Source organism: Scandinavium lactucae (genome assembly GCF_033843265.1).
Lineage (GTDB): Bacteria > Pseudomonadota > Gammaproteobacteria > Enterobacterales > Enterobacteriaceae > Scandinavium > Scandinavium lactucae.
In genome coordinates this window covers 1-17,370 of the sequence record NZ_JAWXRD010000032.1, presented here as the reverse complement: position 1 = coordinate 17,370, position 17,370 = coordinate 1, and the positions used below count along the sequence as shown (strand labels likewise).

16 protein-coding genes and 1 CRISPR repeat array are annotated in these 17,370 nt (G+C 54.8%); of the genes, 11 read left to right on the top strand and 5 right to left on the bottom strand.

The genetic code is table 11. The features are described from left to right. Positions 1–19 precede the first annotated feature (19 nt). From nrdH to emrB, 11 genes are all read left to right on the top strand, one after another. Complete coding sequence (gene nrdH, locus SIK69_RS14010; protein WP_319629070.1) at positions 20–265, top strand: glutaredoxin-like protein NrdH; 246 nt, start codon at positions 20–22, stop codon at positions 263–265. Continuing rightward, positions 262–672 (top strand): class Ib ribonucleoside-diphosphate reductase assembly flavoprotein NrdI, encoded by a 411-nt coding sequence (gene nrdI / locus SIK69_RS14005; protein WP_319629071.1) that lies wholly within the window; start codon positions 262–264, stop codon positions 670–672. The genes nrdH and nrdI overlap by 4 nt, the downstream gene beginning before the upstream one ends. Continuing rightward, entirely contained in the window at positions 645–2,789 is a 2,145-nt protein-coding gene (nrdE, locus tag SIK69_RS14000; RefSeq protein ID WP_319786376.1) for a class 1b ribonucleoside-diphosphate reductase subunit alpha, read from the top strand. Before nrdI ends, nrdE begins: the two co-directional genes overlap by 28 nt. A 10-nt stretch (positions 2,790–2,799) precedes the next feature. Continuing rightward, positions 2,800–3,762, top strand: a complete 963-nt coding sequence (gene nrdF, locus SIK69_RS13995; protein ID WP_319629073.1) for a class 1b ribonucleoside-diphosphate reductase subunit beta — start codon at positions 2,800–2,802, stop codon at positions 3,760–3,762. Positions 3,763–4,116: 354 nt separating this feature from the next. Further along, on the top strand, positions 4,117–5,319 hold the full coding sequence (gene proV / locus SIK69_RS13990) for a glycine betaine/L-proline ABC transporter ATP-binding protein ProV (RefSeq protein WP_319629074.1): 1,203 nt from the start codon (positions 4,117–4,119) through the stop codon (positions 5,317–5,319). Beyond that, positions 5,312–6,376, top strand: coding sequence for a glycine betaine/L-proline ABC transporter permease ProW (gene proW, locus SIK69_RS13985; RefSeq protein ID WP_319629075.1), 1,065 nt, complete (start codon positions 5,312–5,314; stop codon positions 6,374–6,376). Before proV ends, proW begins: the two co-directional genes overlap by 8 nt. Positions 6,377–6,441: 65 nt before the next feature. After that, positions 6,442–7,437, top strand: coding sequence for a glycine betaine/L-proline ABC transporter substrate-binding protein ProX (proX, locus tag SIK69_RS13980; RefSeq protein ID WP_319629076.1), 996 nt, complete (start codon positions 6,442–6,444; stop codon positions 7,435–7,437). Between the two features lie 152 nt (positions 7,438–7,589). Continuing rightward, entirely contained in the window at positions 7,590–8,774 is a 1,185-nt protein-coding gene (locus SIK69_RS13975) for an MFS transporter (RefSeq protein WP_319629077.1), read from the top strand. A gap of 278 nt (positions 8,775–9,052) precedes the next feature. Further along, entirely contained in the window at positions 9,053–9,583 is a 531-nt protein-coding gene (gene mprA / locus SIK69_RS13970; RefSeq protein WP_319786375.1) for a transcriptional repressor MprA, read from the top strand. A gap of 127 nt (positions 9,584–9,710) precedes the next feature. Continuing rightward, positions 9,711–10,883 carry a multidrug efflux MFS transporter periplasmic adaptor subunit EmrA gene (gene emrA / locus SIK69_RS13965; protein ID WP_319786374.1) on the top strand — a complete coding sequence of 391 codons (1,173 nt, stop codon included), beginning with the start codon at positions 9,711–9,713 and terminating at the stop codon, positions 10,881–10,883. 15 nt (positions 10,884–10,898) lie between these two features. Continuing rightward, positions 10,899–12,437 carry a multidrug efflux MFS transporter permease subunit EmrB gene (gene emrB, locus SIK69_RS13960; protein ID WP_319629080.1) on the top strand — a complete coding sequence of 513 codons (1,539 nt, stop codon included), beginning with the start codon at positions 10,899–10,901 and terminating at the stop codon, positions 12,435–12,437. A gap of 52 nt (positions 12,438–12,489) precedes the next feature. Next, positions 12,490–12,884: direct repeats of the CRISPR family, unit length 29 nt; unit sequence CGGTTTATCCCCGCTCACGCGGGGAACAC. Between the two features lie 376 nt (positions 12,885–13,260). On the opposite strand, the gene luxS is transcribed toward emrB, so the two are convergent. The 5 genes from luxS to SIK69_RS13935 form a co-directional block, all read right to left on the bottom strand. Continuing rightward, on the bottom strand, positions 13,261–13,776 hold the full coding sequence (gene luxS / locus SIK69_RS13955; protein WP_319629081.1) for an S-ribosylhomocysteine lyase: 516 nt from the start codon (positions 13,774–13,776) through the stop codon (positions 13,261–13,263). Between the two features lie 204 nt (positions 13,777–13,980). Then, positions 13,981–15,537, bottom strand: coding sequence for a glutamate--cysteine ligase (gene gshA / locus SIK69_RS13950; protein WP_319786373.1), 1,557 nt, complete (start codon positions 15,535–15,537; stop codon positions 13,981–13,983). Positions 15,538–15,608: 71 nt separating this feature from the next. Further along, a complete protein-coding gene (locus tag SIK69_RS13945) occupies positions 15,609–16,037 on the bottom strand; it encodes a YqaA family protein (RefSeq protein WP_319786372.1) in 429 nt (142 codons plus the stop codon). Further along, positions 16,034–16,600 carry a fructose-1-phosphate/6-phosphogluconate phosphatase gene (gene yqaB / locus SIK69_RS13940; RefSeq protein WP_319629088.1) on the bottom strand — a complete coding sequence of 189 codons (567 nt, stop codon included), beginning with the start codon at positions 16,598–16,600 and terminating at the stop codon, positions 16,034–16,036. The genes SIK69_RS13945 and yqaB overlap by 4 nt, the downstream gene beginning before the upstream one ends. A gap of 118 nt (positions 16,601–16,718) precedes the next feature. Then, positions 16,719–17,033: a BON domain-containing protein gene (locus SIK69_RS13935; protein WP_319629084.1), complete on the bottom strand. Its 315-nt coding sequence runs from the start codon at positions 17,031–17,033 to the stop codon at positions 16,719–16,721. Between the last annotated feature and the right edge of the window lie 337 nt (positions 17,034–17,370).

Genomic DNA, 17,370 nt, shown 5'->3' with positions numbered 1-17,370 from the left:
TTAAACGGAAATACGAATCATGCGCATTACTATTTACACTCGAAACGACTGCGTTCAATGTCACGCCACCAAACGAGCGATGGAATCCCGAGGTTTTACGTTCGACATGGTGAACATTGACCACGATCCTGCCGCCGCTGACGCTTTGCGCGCGCAAGGATTCCGCTCTCTGCCGGTGGTGTTTGCGGGCGATGAGAGCTGGTCAGGCTTCCGCCCGGACATGATTAATCGCCTGCGCGTTGAGGCGACCGCGGCGCGGGCATGAGCACGCTCGTCTACTTCTCCAGCAGCTCCGAAAACACGCTGCGTTTTATCGAGCGTCTGGGGCTGCCTGCGGTACGCATTCCGCTCAATGAGCGGGAGCGTATCAGAGTGGATGAACCTTACATCCTGGTGGTGCCGAGCTACGGCGGAGGCGGCACGGCGGGCGCGGTGCCCCGCCAGGTCATCCGTTTTTTAAACGATCCGCACAATCGCGCGCTGATCCGCGGGGTCATTGCGGCAGGTAACCGAAACTTCGGCGAGGCCTTTGCGCGCGCCGGAGACGTGATTGCGCAGAAATGCGGCGTGCCCTACCTCTACCGGTTTGAGCTGATGGGTACCCCGAGCGATATCGACAACGTGCGAAAAGGAGTGAGCGAATTTTGGCTACGACAACCGCAGAACGTGTGACCCACAGCGTCCCGGACTACCATGCCCTGAACGCCATGCTGAATCTGTACGACAAAAATGGTCGCATACAGTTTGAGAAAGATGCCGAAGCCGTCAGCGCGTTTATGGAAGGCCACGTAAAACCGCAAACCCGCACCTTTGCTAATCAGGATGCACGGCTCGACTGGCTGGTCGCTGAAGGCTATTACGATCCCCGGATCCTCGCCCGCTTTGATAGAGCGTTCGTGGTCGATTTATTCGCACATGCCCACGCCAGCGGCTTTCGCTTCAAAACCTTCCTCGGTGCGTGGAAGTATTACACCAGCTACACCCTGAAATCGTTCGACGGCAAACAGTTCCTCGAACACTTTGAGGATCGAGTGGTGATGGTGGCGTTGAGCCTCGCGCAAGGCGATGAAGACCTTGCCCGTCAGCTCACCGACGAGATGCTTTCTGGCCGCTTCCAGCCCGCGACTCCGACGTTTCTCAACGGCGGCAAGCAGCAGCGCGGCGAGCTGGTGTCCTGTTTCCTGCTGCGTATTGAAGACAATATGGAGTCGATTGGCCGGGCGGTAAATTCGGCGCTTCAGCTCTCCAAACGCGGCGGCGGCGTGGCCTTTTTACTCTCGAATCTGCGGGAAGCGGGCGCGCCGATTAAGCGCATTGAAAACCAGTCTTCGGGCGTTATCCCGGTGATGAAAATGCTGGAAGATGCGTTTTCGTATGCCAACCAGCTCGGTGCCCGTCAGGGCGCGGGGGCGGTGTATCTGCACGCTCATCATCCGGATATTCTGCGCTTCCTCGACACCAAGCGTGAAAACGCCGACGAGAAAATACGCATCAAAACCCTGTCGCTCGGGGTGGTCATCCCGGACGTGACCTTCCAGCTCGCCAAAGACAACGCGCAGATGGCGCTGTTTTCGCCGTATGACGTCGAGCGCCTGTACGGCAAACCGTTCGGCGATATTGCGGTAAGTGAGATGTACGACACCCTGTTAGCCGACGAGCGAGTTCGCAAAACGTTTATTAACGCCCGCGATTTCTTCCAGACCCTGGCGGAAATTCAGTTCGAATCCGGTTATCCGTACATCATGTATGAAGACACGGTCAATCGCGCCAACCCGATTGCCGGGCGGATTAACATGAGCAACCTGTGCTCGGAAATTTTGCAGGTCAACAGCGCCTCAACCTTCGATGAGAATCTCGATTATGCCGCCACTGGGCACGATATCTCCTGCAATTTAGGCTCGCTGAATATTGCCCTGGCGATGGATTCTCCGGATTTTGCCCTGACGGTAGAAACCGCCATTCGCGGCCTGACCGCGGTGTCCGACATGAGCCATATCCGCTCGGTGCCGTCGATCGAGGCCGGAAATTCCGCCTCACACGCCATTGGCCTTGGGCAGATGAACCTGCACGGCTATCTGGCGCGGGAAGGGATTGCCTACGGCAGCCCGGAAGGCCTGGATTTCACCAACCTCTATTTCTATACCGTGACGTGGCATGCGCTGCACACCTCGATGAAGCTGGCGCGAGAGCGTAACCAACGCTTCGCCGGGTTTGCCGCTTCGCGTTACGCCAGCGGGGAGTATTTCAGTCAGTACCTCGAAAACGACTGGCAACCGAAAACCGAAAAAGTCCGGGCGCTATTTGCCTACGCCGGGGTCACGCTGCCGACGCGTGAGATGTGGCAGCAGCTGCGTGCGGACGTGATGCAGTACGGGATTTATAACCAGAACCTGCAAGCAGTGCCGCCGACCGGGTCGATTTCCTATATCAACCACGCGACTTCGAGCATTCATCCGATCGTGTCGAAAATTGAAATCCGTAAGGAAGGCAAAACCGGCCGCGTCTACTATCCCGCGCCGTTTATGACCAACGACAACCTGGCGCTGTATCAGGATGCCTACGAAATAGGCCCAGAGAAAATCATCGACACCTACGCCGAAGCGACGAAACACGTCGACCAGGGCCTGTCGTTGACGCTGTTTTTCCCGGACACCGCCACCACCCGCGACATCAATAAGGCGCAGATTTACGCGTGGAAAAAAGGCATTAAAACCCTGTACTACATTCGTCTGCGCCAGCTCGCGCTGGAAGGTACTGAAATTGAAGGCTGCGTGTCATGCGCGCTGTAAGGAGAAAAGGATGAGCCGATTATCACGCGTCAGCGCCGTCAACTGGAACAAAATCCAGGATGATAAGGACCTGGAGGTCTGGAACCGTCTGACCAGCAACTTCTGGCTGCCGGAGAAAGTGCCGCTGTCGAACGACATTCCAGCGTGGCAGTCGCTGAGCGATGAAGAGCAGCAGTTGACGATCCGCGTATTTACCGGCCTGACGCTGCTGGACACCATTCAGAATACCGTCGGTGCGCCCGCGCTGATGGCCGATTCCCTGACTCCGCATGAAGAAGCGGTGATGTCGAATATCAGCTTTATGGAAGCGGTACATGCCCGCTCCTACAGCTCGATTTTCTCGACGCTTTGCCAGACCAAAGATGTGGATGCGGCCTACGCCTGGAGCGAGGAAAACCCACCGTTGCAGCGAAAAGCACAGCTGATGCTGGAGCAGTACGCCGCCGATGCGCCGTTGAAGAAGAAAATTGCCAGCGTGTTTCTGGAATCGTTCCTGTTCTATTCCGGCTTCTGGCTACCGATGTATTTCTCGAGCCGGGGCAAGCTCACCAATACCGCCGATCTTATTCGGCTGATTATCCGCGATGAAGCGGTTCACGGGTATTACATCGGGTATAAATTCCAGAAGGGCCTGGAAAAGGTCAGTACCGAAGAGCGGGAATCGTTGAAAACCTTCGCTCTCGATTTGCTGATGGATTTATACGATAACGAACTCGCCTATACCGACGCGCTGTACGCGGGCACCGGCTGGGAAGAGGATGTTAAAGCGTTCCTGTGCTACAACGCCAACAAGGCGCTGATGAATCTCGGCTACGAAGCCCTGTTCCCGGCGGAAATGGCTGATGTGAACCCGGCAATCCTGTCTGCGCTGTCGCCGAACGCCGACGAAAATCACGACTTTTTCTCCGGGTCGGGCTCTTCATACGTGATGGGGAAAGCGGTGGAAACGACTGACGAAGACTGGAATTTTTGACACAAATGAAGGGGGGAAATATTCCCCCCATTCATCCAGGGATATTCCCGATTCACGCCAATTTTTCACGCCAAATATCCCTTTCAGCGCTTTCGCTATTTTAACCTCATCAACCGCCTGAATTATCCAGATTCAAGCTTAATTTCCCGCCGCTGACAAAAAATATCAGCAAAATTTCGCTTGCGCTCAGCCCTTATATCATGGGGGCATAGCGCCATTCGGCACCGGGAAATGCCCATGCCATCAGGACACTTAGGGTTGTCTCAGAATCTGAGTATGTTAGGGTATGCCCAGTCAATTATTTCCATCAGGTAGCATATCGATACAATTAAATAACAGGAATAAGTTTATTGCATGGCAATTAAATTAGAAGTTAAAAATCTTTATAAAATATTTGGCGAGCATCCGCAACGCGCATTCAAATATATTGATAAAGGTCTGAGTAAAGAACAAATTCTTGAAAAGACCGGGTTATCACTTGGCGTTATCGACGCCAGTCTGGCCATTGAAGAAGGCGAGATTTTTGTCATCATGGGGTTATCCGGTTCCGGCAAATCCACCATGGTACGCCTTCTCAATCGCCTGATTGAACCTACCCGCGGACAGGTCCTGATCGACGGTACTGATATTGCCAAAATATCGGACGCCGAACTCCGTGAGGTGCGCAGAAAGAAAATCGCAATGGTCTTCCAGTCATTCGCGTTAATGCCGCATATGAACGTGCTGGATAATACCGCATTTGGTATGGAATTAGCCGGTACACCGCCGCAGGAACGTCAGGAAAAAGCGCTCGACGCCCTGCGTCAGGTGGGTCTGGAAAATTATGCCCACGCTTATCCCGATGAATTATCCGGCGGGATGCGTCAGCGTGTTGGTCTGGCCCGTGCGTTAGCCATTAACCCTGACATCTTATTAATGGATGAAGCGTTCTCTGCGCTTGATCCGTTAATTCGTACCGAGATGCAGGATGAGTTGGTGAAATTGCAATCACGTCAACAGCGTACCATTGTCTTTATTTCCCACGATCTTGATGAAGCCATGCGCATCGGCGACCGAATTGCCATTATGCAAAATGGTGAAGTGGTGCAAATTGGTACTCCGGATGAAATTCTGAATAATCCGGCCAATGATTATGTGCGTACCTTCTTCCGTGGCGTGGATATTAGCCAGGTGTTCAGTGCGAAGGATATTGCGCGCCGAGTGCCGAAAGGCCTGCTGCGTAAAATTCCGGGCTTTGGCCCACGCTCGGCTATCAAGCTGTTGCAGGATGAAGACCGCGAATACGGCTACGTCGTTGAACGCGGAAATAAGTTCATCGGTATTGTCTCCATTGATTCCCTGAAGGCCGCGCTGGCCGAGGGTCAGGGCATTGACGCCGCGCTGCTGGACGCTCCGCAGCCCGTCGACGCTCAGACCGCGCTCAGCGAGTTGCTCTCTCATGTTGGTCAGGCCCCGTGCGCGGTGCCGGTCGTAGATGAAGAACAACAGTACGTTGGCATCATTTCCAAAAGCATGCTGCTACAGGCTTTAGATCGTGAGGGAACAAACAATGGCTGATCAATCCAATCCGTGGGCAACCACACCGGCGGCCGATAGCGCCGCGCCATCCGCCGACGCCTGGGGCACGCCCGATGCGGCACCCGCTACAGGTGGCGGTGCCGACTGGCTGCACAGCGCACCTGCGCCGAAGGTCGAACACTTTAATATTCTCGATCCATTTCACAAAACGCTGATCCCGCTGGATAGCTGGGTGACGAGCGGGATCGACTGGGTGGTCACCCACTTCCGTCCAGTATTCCAGGGCATTCGCCTGCCGGTGGATTACATCCTGAACGGTTTCCAGCAGCTGCTGCTGGGGATGCCTGCCCCGGTGGCGATCGCGGTCTTCGCGATGATCGCCTGGCAAATTGGCGGCGCGGGAATGGGTATCGCCTCGCTTATCTCGCTGATCCTGATTGGTGCGATTGGCGCATGGTCTCAGGCGATGGTAACGCTCGCCCTGGTGCTGACCGCCCTGCTGTTCTGCGTCATCATCGGCCTGCCGATGGGGATCTGGCTGGCGCGAAGTCCGCGTGCGTCGAAAATAATCCGGCCCTTGCTTGATGCGATGCAGACCACGCCTGCGTTCGTCTACCTGGTGCCTATCGTGATGCTGTTCGGGATCGGCAACGTGCCGGGCGTGGTAGTGACGATTATCTTCGCCCTGCCGCCGATTGTCCGTCTGACGATCCTCGGCATTAACCAGGTCCCGGCTGACCTGATTGAAGCGTCCCGTTCGTTTGGTGCCAGCCCGCGCCAGCTGCTGTTCAAAGTGCAGCTACCGCTGGCGATGCCAACCATTATGGCCGGGGTTAACCAGACGCTGATGCTGGCACTGTCGATGGTGGTTATCGCCTCGATGATCGCCGTAGGCGGTCTGGGCCAAATGGTCCTGCGCGGAATTGGCCGTCTCGATATGGGTCTGGCGACCGTCGGCGGCGTGGGGATCGTTATCCTCGCCATTATTCTCGACCGCCTGACGCAGGCCGTTGGCCGTGATTCCCGTAGCCGCGGCAACCGTCGCTGGTACACCACCGGCCCTATCGGCCTGGTGACACGCATTTTCAGCAAGTAATTCTGCATTACCCGGCGGCCATGCGCCTGCCGGGTCCACTCCCTGATACCTATAAAGGAACAACGATGCGACAGAGCGTTATTTTTGCCACAGCTTTTGCCACCCTTGTCTCCACCAGCGCGTTTGCCGCTGACCTGCCTGGCAAAGGCATTACCGTTCAACCGGTACAAAGCACCATTTCCGAAGAAACCTTCCAGACCCTGCTGGTCAGCCGTGCGCTGGAAAAACTGGGTTACACCGTCAATAAGCCAAGCGAAGTGGATTACAACGTCGGTTACACCTCAATTGCCTCTGGGGATGCGACCTTCACCGCGGTGAACTGGAAACCGCTGCACGACGATATGTATGCGGCCGCGGGTGGCGATAAGAAATTCTATCGCGAAGGCACCTTTGTGACCGGTGCGGCGCAGGGTTACCTTATGGATAAGAAAACCGCTGAGCAGTACCACATCACCAAAATCGATCAGCTCAAAGATCCGAAGATTGCCAAACTGTTCGATACCAACGGCGACGGCAAAGCGGACCTGACCGGTTGTACGCCGGGCTGGGGCTGTGAAGCGGTGATTAATCATCAGATTGAGGCCTTTGGCCTGAGCAGTAACGTGGTGCATAACCAGGGTAACTATGCGGCAATGATGGCCGATACCATCACCCGTTATAAAGAAGGCAAACCGGTGCTGTATTACACCTGGACGCCATACTGGGTCAGCGATGTGCTGAAGCCGGGCAAAGACGTCGTTTGGCTGCAGGTGCCGTTCTCGGCGATGCCGGGCGAGCAGAAAGATATCGACACCAAACTGCCGAACGGGGCCAACTATGGCTTCCCGGTCAACACCATGCACATCGTAGCCAACAAAGCCTGGGCTGAGAAAAACCCGGCGGCGGCGAAGCTGTTCTCACTGATGAAGCTGCCTATTGCCGATATCAATGCCGAGAATGCGATGATGCATGAAGGCCATGCCTCTGAAGCGGATATTCAAGGTCACGTTGATGGCTGGATTGCCGCTCACCAGCAGATGTTTGACGGCTGGCTGAAAGAAGCGCAGGCCGCGCAGAAGTAAGACTCTCGATTGCCCGGCGGCGCTTGAGCTTGCCGGGCCTCCCCCCTCCCCGTAAAACGCACGATTCGACACCCGTCATTTTTCGCCTTCCCGCACTTATTGGTTATTATTGCTTACCTGCAAAATAATCACTCACAGAACAACCCATCACCATGACCAAACATTCTCAGGGGCTTACCCCGGCGCTGATTGCGCTGATGTCGGTGGCAACCGGCCTCGCCGTTGCCAGCAATTACTATGCGCAACCTTTGCTGGACACCATCGCCCGCGCCTTTTCACTCAGTGCCGGTCAGGCGGGTTTTATCGTGACCGCCGCCCAGTTGGGCTATGCCGCCGGGCTACTGTTTCTGGTGCCGCTCGGCGATATGTTCGAACGCCGCACCTTAATCGTCACCATGACGCTGCTCGCGGCGGGTGGAATGCTCATCACGGCCACCAGCCAGTCGCTGGCCCTGATGATCCTCGGCACCGCCCTTACCGGCCTGTTTTCGGTGGTGGCGCAGATTTTAGTCCCATTAGCCGCCACGCTCGCCAGCCCGGACAAACGGGGCAAAGTGGTCGGCACCATCATGAGTGGCCTGCTGCTCGGCATTTTGCTGGCCCGCACCGTGGCGGGTCTGCTCGCCAGTCTCGGCGGTTGGCGGACCGTGTATTGGGTGGCGTCAGCGTTAATGGTGCTGATGGCGCTTGCGCTGTGGCGAGGTCTGCCGAAGGTGAAACAAGAAACGCACCTTAACTATCCGCAGCTATTGCGCTCAGTGTTTAGCCTGTTTGCCCACGATAAGCTGCTACGCACTCGCGCCCTACTGGGCTGCCTGACCTTCGCCAACTTCAGCATTCTTTGGACCTCCATGGCCTTTCTGTTGGCGGGCGCACCGTTCCACTTTTCCGAAGGCGTGATTGGCCTGTTTGGCCTGGCGGGGGCCGCCGGAGCATTGGGCGCACGTCCTGCGGGCGGACTGGCGGATAAAGGCAAATCGCATCTGACCACCACCAGCGGATTAGTGTTGCTCCTGCTTTCCTGGCTCGCTATCTGGTTCGGCCACAGTTCGGTGTTGGCGCTGATTGTCGGTATTCTGGTGCTCGACCTCACCGTGCAGGGCGTCCACATTACCAACCAGACAGTTATCTATCGCGTGCAGCCCGAGGCGCGTAACCGCCTGACCGCCGGTTACATGACCAGCTACTTCATCGGCGGTGCAGCGGGTTCGCTGATTTCTGCCTCCGCATGGCAGCACTGGGGCTGGGCCGGGGTGTGCCTGGCGGGCGTAACGATGGCGGCGCTGAACCTGTTGGTGTGGTGGCGAGGATTTCATCGACAGGAAGCGGTTGTCTGAAAAGGCTATACATTCATGGCCTTATTCCGGCGTTGGGGTGTCAACACCCCCCGCTGTCTGTTAAGGTTATCTACCTGATTAGCCGGGAAACTGTTTCAACGGTAAATAATTCCTCCACGCACTGAAGCCTCCCGGAATACTGGCGGCGAGCTGTATCGTCGCCGGTCGTCATTTTTTTGATTTAATTGTCCGCATGTATGATTTCGGGACATTAATTCATTTACATTATTTGTCACTGTCGTTACTATATCGGCTGTAATTAATGAGGTTATGCCCAAATGGATAGTTCGTTTACGCCCATTGAACAAATGCTAAAATTTCGCGCCAGCCGCTATGAAGATTTCCCTTATCAGGAAATCCTTCTGACTCGCCTGTGCATGCACATGCAAGGTAAGCTGCTGGAAAACCGCAATAAAATGCTGAAAGCTCAGGGGATCAATGAGACGTTGTTTATGGCGTTAATCACGCTTGAGTCTCAGGAAAATCACAGTATTCAGCCGTCGGAACTGAGCTGCGCACTGGGTTCTTCTCGTACGAACGCCACCCGTATCGCCGATGAACTGGAAAAACGCGGCTGGATCGAACGCCGTGAAAGTGACAATGACCGTCGCTGCCTGCATCTGCAACTCACCGAGAAAGGTCATCAGTTTCTGCGCGAAGTGTTACCGCCGCAGCATAACTGCCTGCACCAACTCTGGTCTTCATTAAGCGTCACCGAAAAAGACAGTCTTGAGCAAATTACCCGCAAACTCCTGACCCGTCTCGATCAGATGGAAGAGGAAGGCGTTGTTCTGGATGCACTTCGCTAAGCGTGTGAATCGCTCAATATCCTGATTTCAAAAATAAAACCGACAGGCCAGCAGCGCATAACTGCTGGCCTTTCTGATAAACAAGTCGGCTCAGCCGATGTGAAATAATAAGATCGTGGAGAAAAACATGAGCGCGAATGCGGAGACTCAAACCCCGCAGCAACCGGCTGGCAAGAAAAGTAAACGTAAAGGAACTCTTCTGCTGCTGACCTTGCTCTTTATTCTTATTGCCGTGGCATATGGGATTTATTGGTTTTTAGTACTGCGTCATTATGAAGAAACCGATGACGCATACGTGGCAGGGAACCAGGTTCAAATCATGGCGCAGGTGTCGGGCAGCGTGACTAAGGTCTGGGCTGACAACACCGATTTCGTCAAAAAAGGCGATCCGCTGGTCACGCTCGATGAGACCGATGCCCAGCAGGCGTTCGAACGCGCGCAAACTCAGCTCGCATCCAGCGTCCGCCAGACCCGTCAGTTGATGATCAACAGCAAGCAATTGCAGGCCAGCATCGACGTCAAAAAGACCGCGCTTGAACAGGCACAAACTGACCTCAATCGTCGTATCCCGTTGGGTAACGCGAACCTGATTGGTAGGGAAGAACTGCAGCACGCCCGCGATGCGGTGGCCAGTGCGCAGGCCGAACTGAACGTGACAATCCAACAGTACAACGCTAACCAGGCGATGGTGCTCGGCACCAAGCTCGAAGACCAGCCTGCGGTCAAACAGGCGGCAACCGAAGTGCGTAACGCCTGGCTTGCTCTGCAAAGAACCAAAATCGTCAGCCCAATGACCGGCTATGTCTCCCGCCGGGCGGTGCAGCCGGGGGCGCAAATCAGCCCGAGTACTCCGCTGATGGCGGTCGTGCCTGCCACCAATTTGTGGATTGATGCTAACTTCAAAGAGACCCAGTTGGCGCATATGCGTATTGGCCAGCCGGTGACCGTGGTCAGCGATATCTACGGTGATGATGTGAAATACACCGGGAAGGTGGTGGGTCTGGATATGGGGACCGGCAGCGCCTTCTCCCTGCTTCCGGCGCAGAACGCCACCGGGAACTGGATTAAAGTGGTTCAGCGTCTGCCGGTTCGTATCGAACTTGATGCCAAACAGCTGGCCGACCATCCGCTGCGCATTGGGTTATCGACGCTGGTAGAAGTTGATACTTCTAACCGCGACGGTCAGATCCTGGCTAATCAGGTTCGCACCTCGCCAGCGTATGAGAGTAATGCCCGTGAAATCAGCCTGGAGCCGGTGAATCAGCTGATCAACACCATTGTGCAGGCCAACGCCAACTAAACCGGGGTGAACGGAATGCAACAGCAAAAACCGCTGGAAGGCGCGCAGCTGGTCATTATGACCATTGCGCTGTCGCTGGCGACGTTCATGCAGGTGCTGGACTCAACGATTGCCAACGTGGCAATCCCGACCATCGCCGGTAACCTTGGCTCCTCGCTGAGCCAGGGAACCTGGGTCATCACCTCATTCGGGGTGGCAAACGCCATCTCGATTCCAATCACCGGCTGGCTCGCGAAGCGTGTGGGTGAGGTCAAACTGTTCCTGTGGTCCACCGTGGCGTTTGTTATCGCCTCCTGGGCCTGTGGTATGTCAAACAGCCTGACTATGCTTATCTTCTTCCGCGTTATCCAGGGCGTGGTCGCCGGGCCGCTGATCCCTCTGTCGCAGAGTCTGCTGTTAAACAACTATCCGCCTGCCAAGCGCTCCTTTGCCCTGGCTATCTGGTCGATGACGGTGATCGTCGCGCCGATTTGTGGCCCGATCCTCGGGGGTTACATTAGCGATAACTACCACTGGGGCTGGATCTTCTTTATCAACGTGCCGATTGGTGCGGTGGTGGTGATGATGACCCTGCAAAGCCTGCGCGGTCGTGAAACCCGCACCGAACAGCGGCGTATTGACGGCGTCGGTCTGGCGTTGCTGGTTATCGGCATCGGCAGCCTGCAGGTGATGCTCGACCGCGGGAAGGAGCTCGACTGGTTTAACTCCACCGAAGTGGTGGTGCTAACCATCGTCGCGGTGGTGGCGATAAGCTTCCTGATTGTCTGGGAGCTTACCGACGATAACCCGATAGTCGACCTGTCATTGTTTAAGTCGCGAAACTTCACCATAGGCACACTGTGTATCAGCCTGGCCTACATGCTCTACTTCGGCGCTATCGTGTTGCTGCCGCAGCTATTGCAGGAGGTATACGGTTATACCGCCACCTGGGCCGGGCTGGCGTCAGCGCCAGTCGGCATCATCCCGGTATTGCTGTCGCCGATTATCGGCCGCTTTGCGCATAAGCTCGATATGCGACGGCTGGTCACCTTCAGCTTCATTATGTATGCAGTGTGCTTCTACTGGCGAGCGTATACCTTTGAGCCGGGAATGGACTTTGGCGCATCAGCCTGGCCGCAGTTTATTCAGGGCTTCGCGGTGGCGTGCTTCTTTATGCCATTGACCACCATTACGCTCTCTGGCCTTCCACCTGAGCGTCTGGCGGCGGCGTCGAGTCTGTCTAACTTCAGCCGTACGCTGGCAGGTTCAATCGGCACGTCGTTCACCACCACCATGTGGACCAACCGGGAAGCGATGCACCATGCACAGCTCACCGAGGCGGTGACGCCGTATAATCCGAATGCCCAGCAGATGTACGATCAGCTGCAAGGGATGGGGATGACGCAGCAGCAGGCCTCCGGCTGGATAGCCCAACAGATTACCAGCCAGGGACTCATCATCTCGGCCAACGAAATATTCTGGTTATCGGCGGGGATCTTTATCGTCCTGCTGGGGTTAATCTGGGTCGCCAAACCGCCGTTTGGCGCGGGCGGCGGCGGCGGTGGCGCGCACTAACCTTCTGGACCCTCTCATTGCAGAGGGTCTTTTTTTATATACGGACAGATAATGGTTTCTCCCCGCTCGCGCGGGGAACACTTTGCATTGATGTTTTTGATTGCCTGAACTACCGGTTTATCCCCGCTCACGCGGGGAACACGTAAGCCAGAAATCTTCCTGTCCCTCTGTTAGCGGTTTATCCCCGCTCACGCGGGGAACACTGTGCCGGTGTGATCGAATATGAGGCAATTCTCGGTTTATCCCCGCTCACGCGGGGAACACTGCCGCCATCTTGTTGGCAGCAATGCCGCCATCGGTTTATCCCCGCTCACGCGGGGAACACCTCCACATAAACCAGAACGCGCCCGGTAGTGCCGGTTTATCCCCGCTCACGCGGGGAACACCATTGCTGCGCCCATAATCATCGGCATAGCGCCGGTTTATCCCCGCTCACGCGGGGAACACACTGAAATTATACCTTTGATTTATAAGTGTTTTTCAGCACCCGTAAAATCTACCGACTCTTCGGTATTTTTCGAAAACCATAACCCATTGATATAAAAGGGCAGGAAAGAAAGACAACTCAATTCATCCGGGTTCACCGACCCCTTGAGTCCCTTAGCCTAAATAACATTCCGAATCATTTTTACCATACTGGCCGTGAAAAGATGGTGAGTTCGGTCGTAAATCTCCGGCTCGGCAAACCTGTTGATTTCTTTACTGCATGAATCACAACGGAAAGAACAAAACTAAAACCAGGGGAATACGATATGGCGGTGGTAACCGGAGAGGAGAGGATCAGACCCGGCGAGCACGCGCCCGGCGGGTCTGTGGAGAAAAACTAGATATGCAGTTCCTGCAGTTTCTCTTTCGGCAGCGCCAGCTCATCATTGCTGTTCACACGCACACCTCTGTCGATGATGTGGCGGGCAATTTCCTGCGCTTCTTCCAGCGAGTGCATGGTATAGGTACCACACTGATAGACGTTCAGTTCCGGGATCTGATTCTGCTCTTTCACTTTCAGCACGTCAGCCATCGCCGCTTTCCACGCGTCTGCCACGCGAGATTCGTCAGGCGTACCAATCAGGCTCATGTAGAAACCGGTCCGGCAGCCCATTGGCGAAATGTCGATGATTTCCACGCCGTTGCCGTTGAGATGATCGCGCATGAAGCCCGCAAACAGGTGCTCCAGAGTGTGGATCCCGCGCTCTGGCATCACTTCTTTGTTCGGTACGCAGAAGCGCAGATCAAAAACCGTGATTTCATCGCCGTGTGGCGTGTGCATGGTTTTAGCGACGCGAACAGCAGGGGCTTCCATTCGGGTATGGTCGACAGTAAAGCTATCTAATAACGGCATTTTGTCTCCTCCGAACTCTTCATTTTTTCTCGTTCCATCAGGGAGTTGAGAAAAAAACGCTGAAGAGTGTGATTTTTTTTAAATTTAACTGAACTCTTCGTTCCCGGGCGAGTCTGAATATATGAAAGACGCGCATTTGTTATCATCATCTTTGTTTTCAGAGATGAAAGTTTGGCCACCTCGTTGTGGCCTTTTTCTTTTCTGTCAGGCGTGACGCGCAACCAGCTCAGAGAACGGCTCGGTATCTGCCGCTTCAATTTGACGCTGACGTGCCCACGAAGCTTCACGCTCCGCTTCAAAATCCGCTTCGCTTAAAATCTCCAGCGGCTCTTCACGCAGCATCGTACGGTATTCATCACCCAGCGCTTTGCCGGTGCCACCAATGCCACTTTCAAGCATAGAACGCAAAATGCGCGCTGAGAAAGTTAATTCCGGATTATCAAAGCTTGCGACCAGTTCATCACACACTTTCTGATACGCTTCACCGCCGTCCATGCTATCTAACGTCTGTGCGACCCGACGCAAATCAGCAAACAGATCTTTACCCACTTTCGCCAATGGGAACTGTGCGGTTTCGCAGCCAATGCCTAGCGTCAGGCCAGGCTTACGCCCTTCCAGAATCACACGGTTCCAGTTAGTGCGTGTACACAGCAATTCATCGCTGCTCATCTCTGGCGCATCCGCCAGCACGCACCAGACCATAAACAGATCGAGGAAGCGTACCTGTTGCTCGTCCACGCCAATCGGCGAGAACGGGTTGATGTCCAGCGATCGCACTTCTATGTATTCAATGCCGCCGCGCAGCAGCGCATCCGACGGCGTTTCACCGCTGCGGGTGACACGTTTAGGACGAATCGGCGCATACAGCTCATTTTCAATCTGCAAAATGTTGCTGTTGATCTGCATGAATTTGCCGTCTTTCTCCACGCCAATTTTGGCGTACTCTTCCGACGGCGTTTTGATCGCCCGCTTCAATCCTGCCACATACTCGTGGAGATCTTTAAACGTAATTCCGAGATTGCTTTGCGACTTATTGGTATAACCCAGGTCGCTCAGACGCAACGAGGTGGCGTATGGCAGGTAGTACATGCCACACTCCGTTTTCTCAAACGGTAGCGTCGTCGGTTTGCCCTGCAGGAACGAGGAACAAATGGCCGGTGAGGCCCCGAACAAATACGGGATAACCCAGCCAAAACGATAATAGTTGCGAATCAAACGGAAATAACCGGCTGAGATAGCTTCTTTACCGTCTTCGGTTCCGTCCACGCCGCACTTCGCCTGCCAAAATGCCATCGGCAGCGAGAAGTTATAATGCACGCCAGAGATAGTCTGCATCAGCGCGCCATAACGGTTTTTCAGTCCTTCACGATACAGCGTTTTCAGACGGCCCACGTTAGAGGTGCCGTACTGCGCCAGTTCGATATCCTGACCCGGTGCGATGTAGCACGGCATACTCAGCGGCCACATCCGTTCGTTGCCAATGTGGCGCGCCGTATAGCGATGCACATCGCGCATCAGCGTCAGCATATGATCAATGTCGCCGTCCACCGGAGTAATAAACTCCAGCAGCGCTTCGGCAAAATCTGTGGTAATCCATTTATGGGTCAATGCAGACCCAAGCACTTCCGGATGGCCAGTGGTTGCCAGTGAGCCATCTGCGTTTACGCGCAGCGTTTCACGCTCAAGACCACGTTGGATCCCCTTAATTGCCTGAGGATGCTTTTCCAGCCAGGCCAGCGCCTGTGATACGTCCGGGATCAAATTGACCTCCCGCCTGTCGAAATCATTTTATTAAGCATAATTGTAATGGTTGACGGTCACAATCAATCCAATTAGTGCCACCACGTCATACCCTGTAGCGTCGCTGCGGCAATGGCCACATAGCGCAACGCCTTGCCAAGGCATAAGAAAAAAAGTACCGGTCCCCAGGAAAGACGCATCCATCCTGCCAGGACACACAGTAAGTCGCCGATAACCGGCATCCAGCTCAATAACAGTGTGGCTGCGCCGTAACGTCTTAGCCAGCCCACTGCTTTCTCCCGCCAACGCGAATTATCACGCTGCGGAAATAAACGCCCAAGAATAACGTTAGTTACCCCTCCAAGGCTATTACCCATTGTTGCTATTAACACGAGCTGCCAGGGATGACTGACACCTGCGAGTAACATGCCCACCAGGACAACTTCGGAATTACCGGGGAGTATGGTCGCGCTGAGAAAACTGCTGGCAAAGAGTGAGAGCAGCGGCAGAGCGTCACTCACAGTAAGCGCACGTCCACGACATCCATGCCTGCACTCTTCGCCGCTTGAATACCAAAATCAGCATCTTCAAAGACCACGCATTTCTGGGGCGCGACGCCAATCAGGTCGGCGCACAGCAGAAATGTATCAGGTGCAGGTTTGTGATGTTTCACATGATCGGCGGCGACCACCGCAGAGAAATAGTGACGCAGGCCCAGATGATTCAGCAGCGCGTCGGCTAGCGCACTTTCGCTGCCGGTGCCAACAGCCATCGGGCGGCGGCCATGCCACTCTTTTACCACATCAATTAACGGCAGCGGACGCACGGTGTCCAGTAGCATCGCTTTTACAGCATCCGTTTTCTCTCGCGCCAGCTGATGCGGGTCCAGGGTGGCCTGATTCAGTTCAATCACCGCCTGCGCAATACGCCACGTGGGCGATCCGTTGAGGGATGCCATGGCCTGGGCTTCATAGCGCATCCCGTAGCGTCCGAGAACATCATGCCACGCCTTGAGATGAGTGGGTTCGGTATCAAGGATGGTGCCATCCATGTCGAAAATCAGCCCTGCATAACGCTCGTACATCATGTCCTCACTCACCGCAGATCGAAAGGTTACTTTACCGTATAACGGGGCGGTTTGTCGCTGCCCGCTGAAAACAACAAAGGCACCAAACGGTGCCTTTTAGCTTCATTTTCAGACGTTACTTGACCTGCATATCGTTCTCAACAACACGTACGCCAGTGACGTTGCGGGTGATCTCCACCGCACGGTTGGCAATCGCCTGCGAAGAGACAAAACCGCTCAGCTGTACGCGGCCTTTAAAGGTCACCACACCGATTTCGGAGGATTTGATCTCTTTATCACTGAACAGGGCGGATTTCACTTTGGTGGTCACCACGGTGTCATCGATATAACCGCCGGTGCTTTCCTTGGTGGAAGATCCTGCACAGCCCGCCAGAGACACGCCAACGATGACAGCTGCACAGAATGCAGAAACAGCTTTAAACCATTTCATGGATTTCTCTCCTTGCTACCTGAAAACAAATTAATCACAGATATAAATTAGCCTGGAAGGAGAAAGATGCCAATAGTAAACAAATGGTTAACGCTTTTTTTGGGGAAAAATCTGAGTTTTGAAACTTGAGGGGGATACCTGGGGAGATATGGTGCATCCGGGAGGATTATTCGCCGAAGGCTTGCCCTAAAGGGCCGTTGCAAAAGCAACGTTATCCTCTCTTGTGCTTGCTGAGAGTATTTCGCTCTCTGGCACATTATCATCGCTGATAACTCGGAGAAGATGGTGCATCCGGGAGGATTCGAACCTCCGACCGCTCGGTTCGTAGCCGAGTACT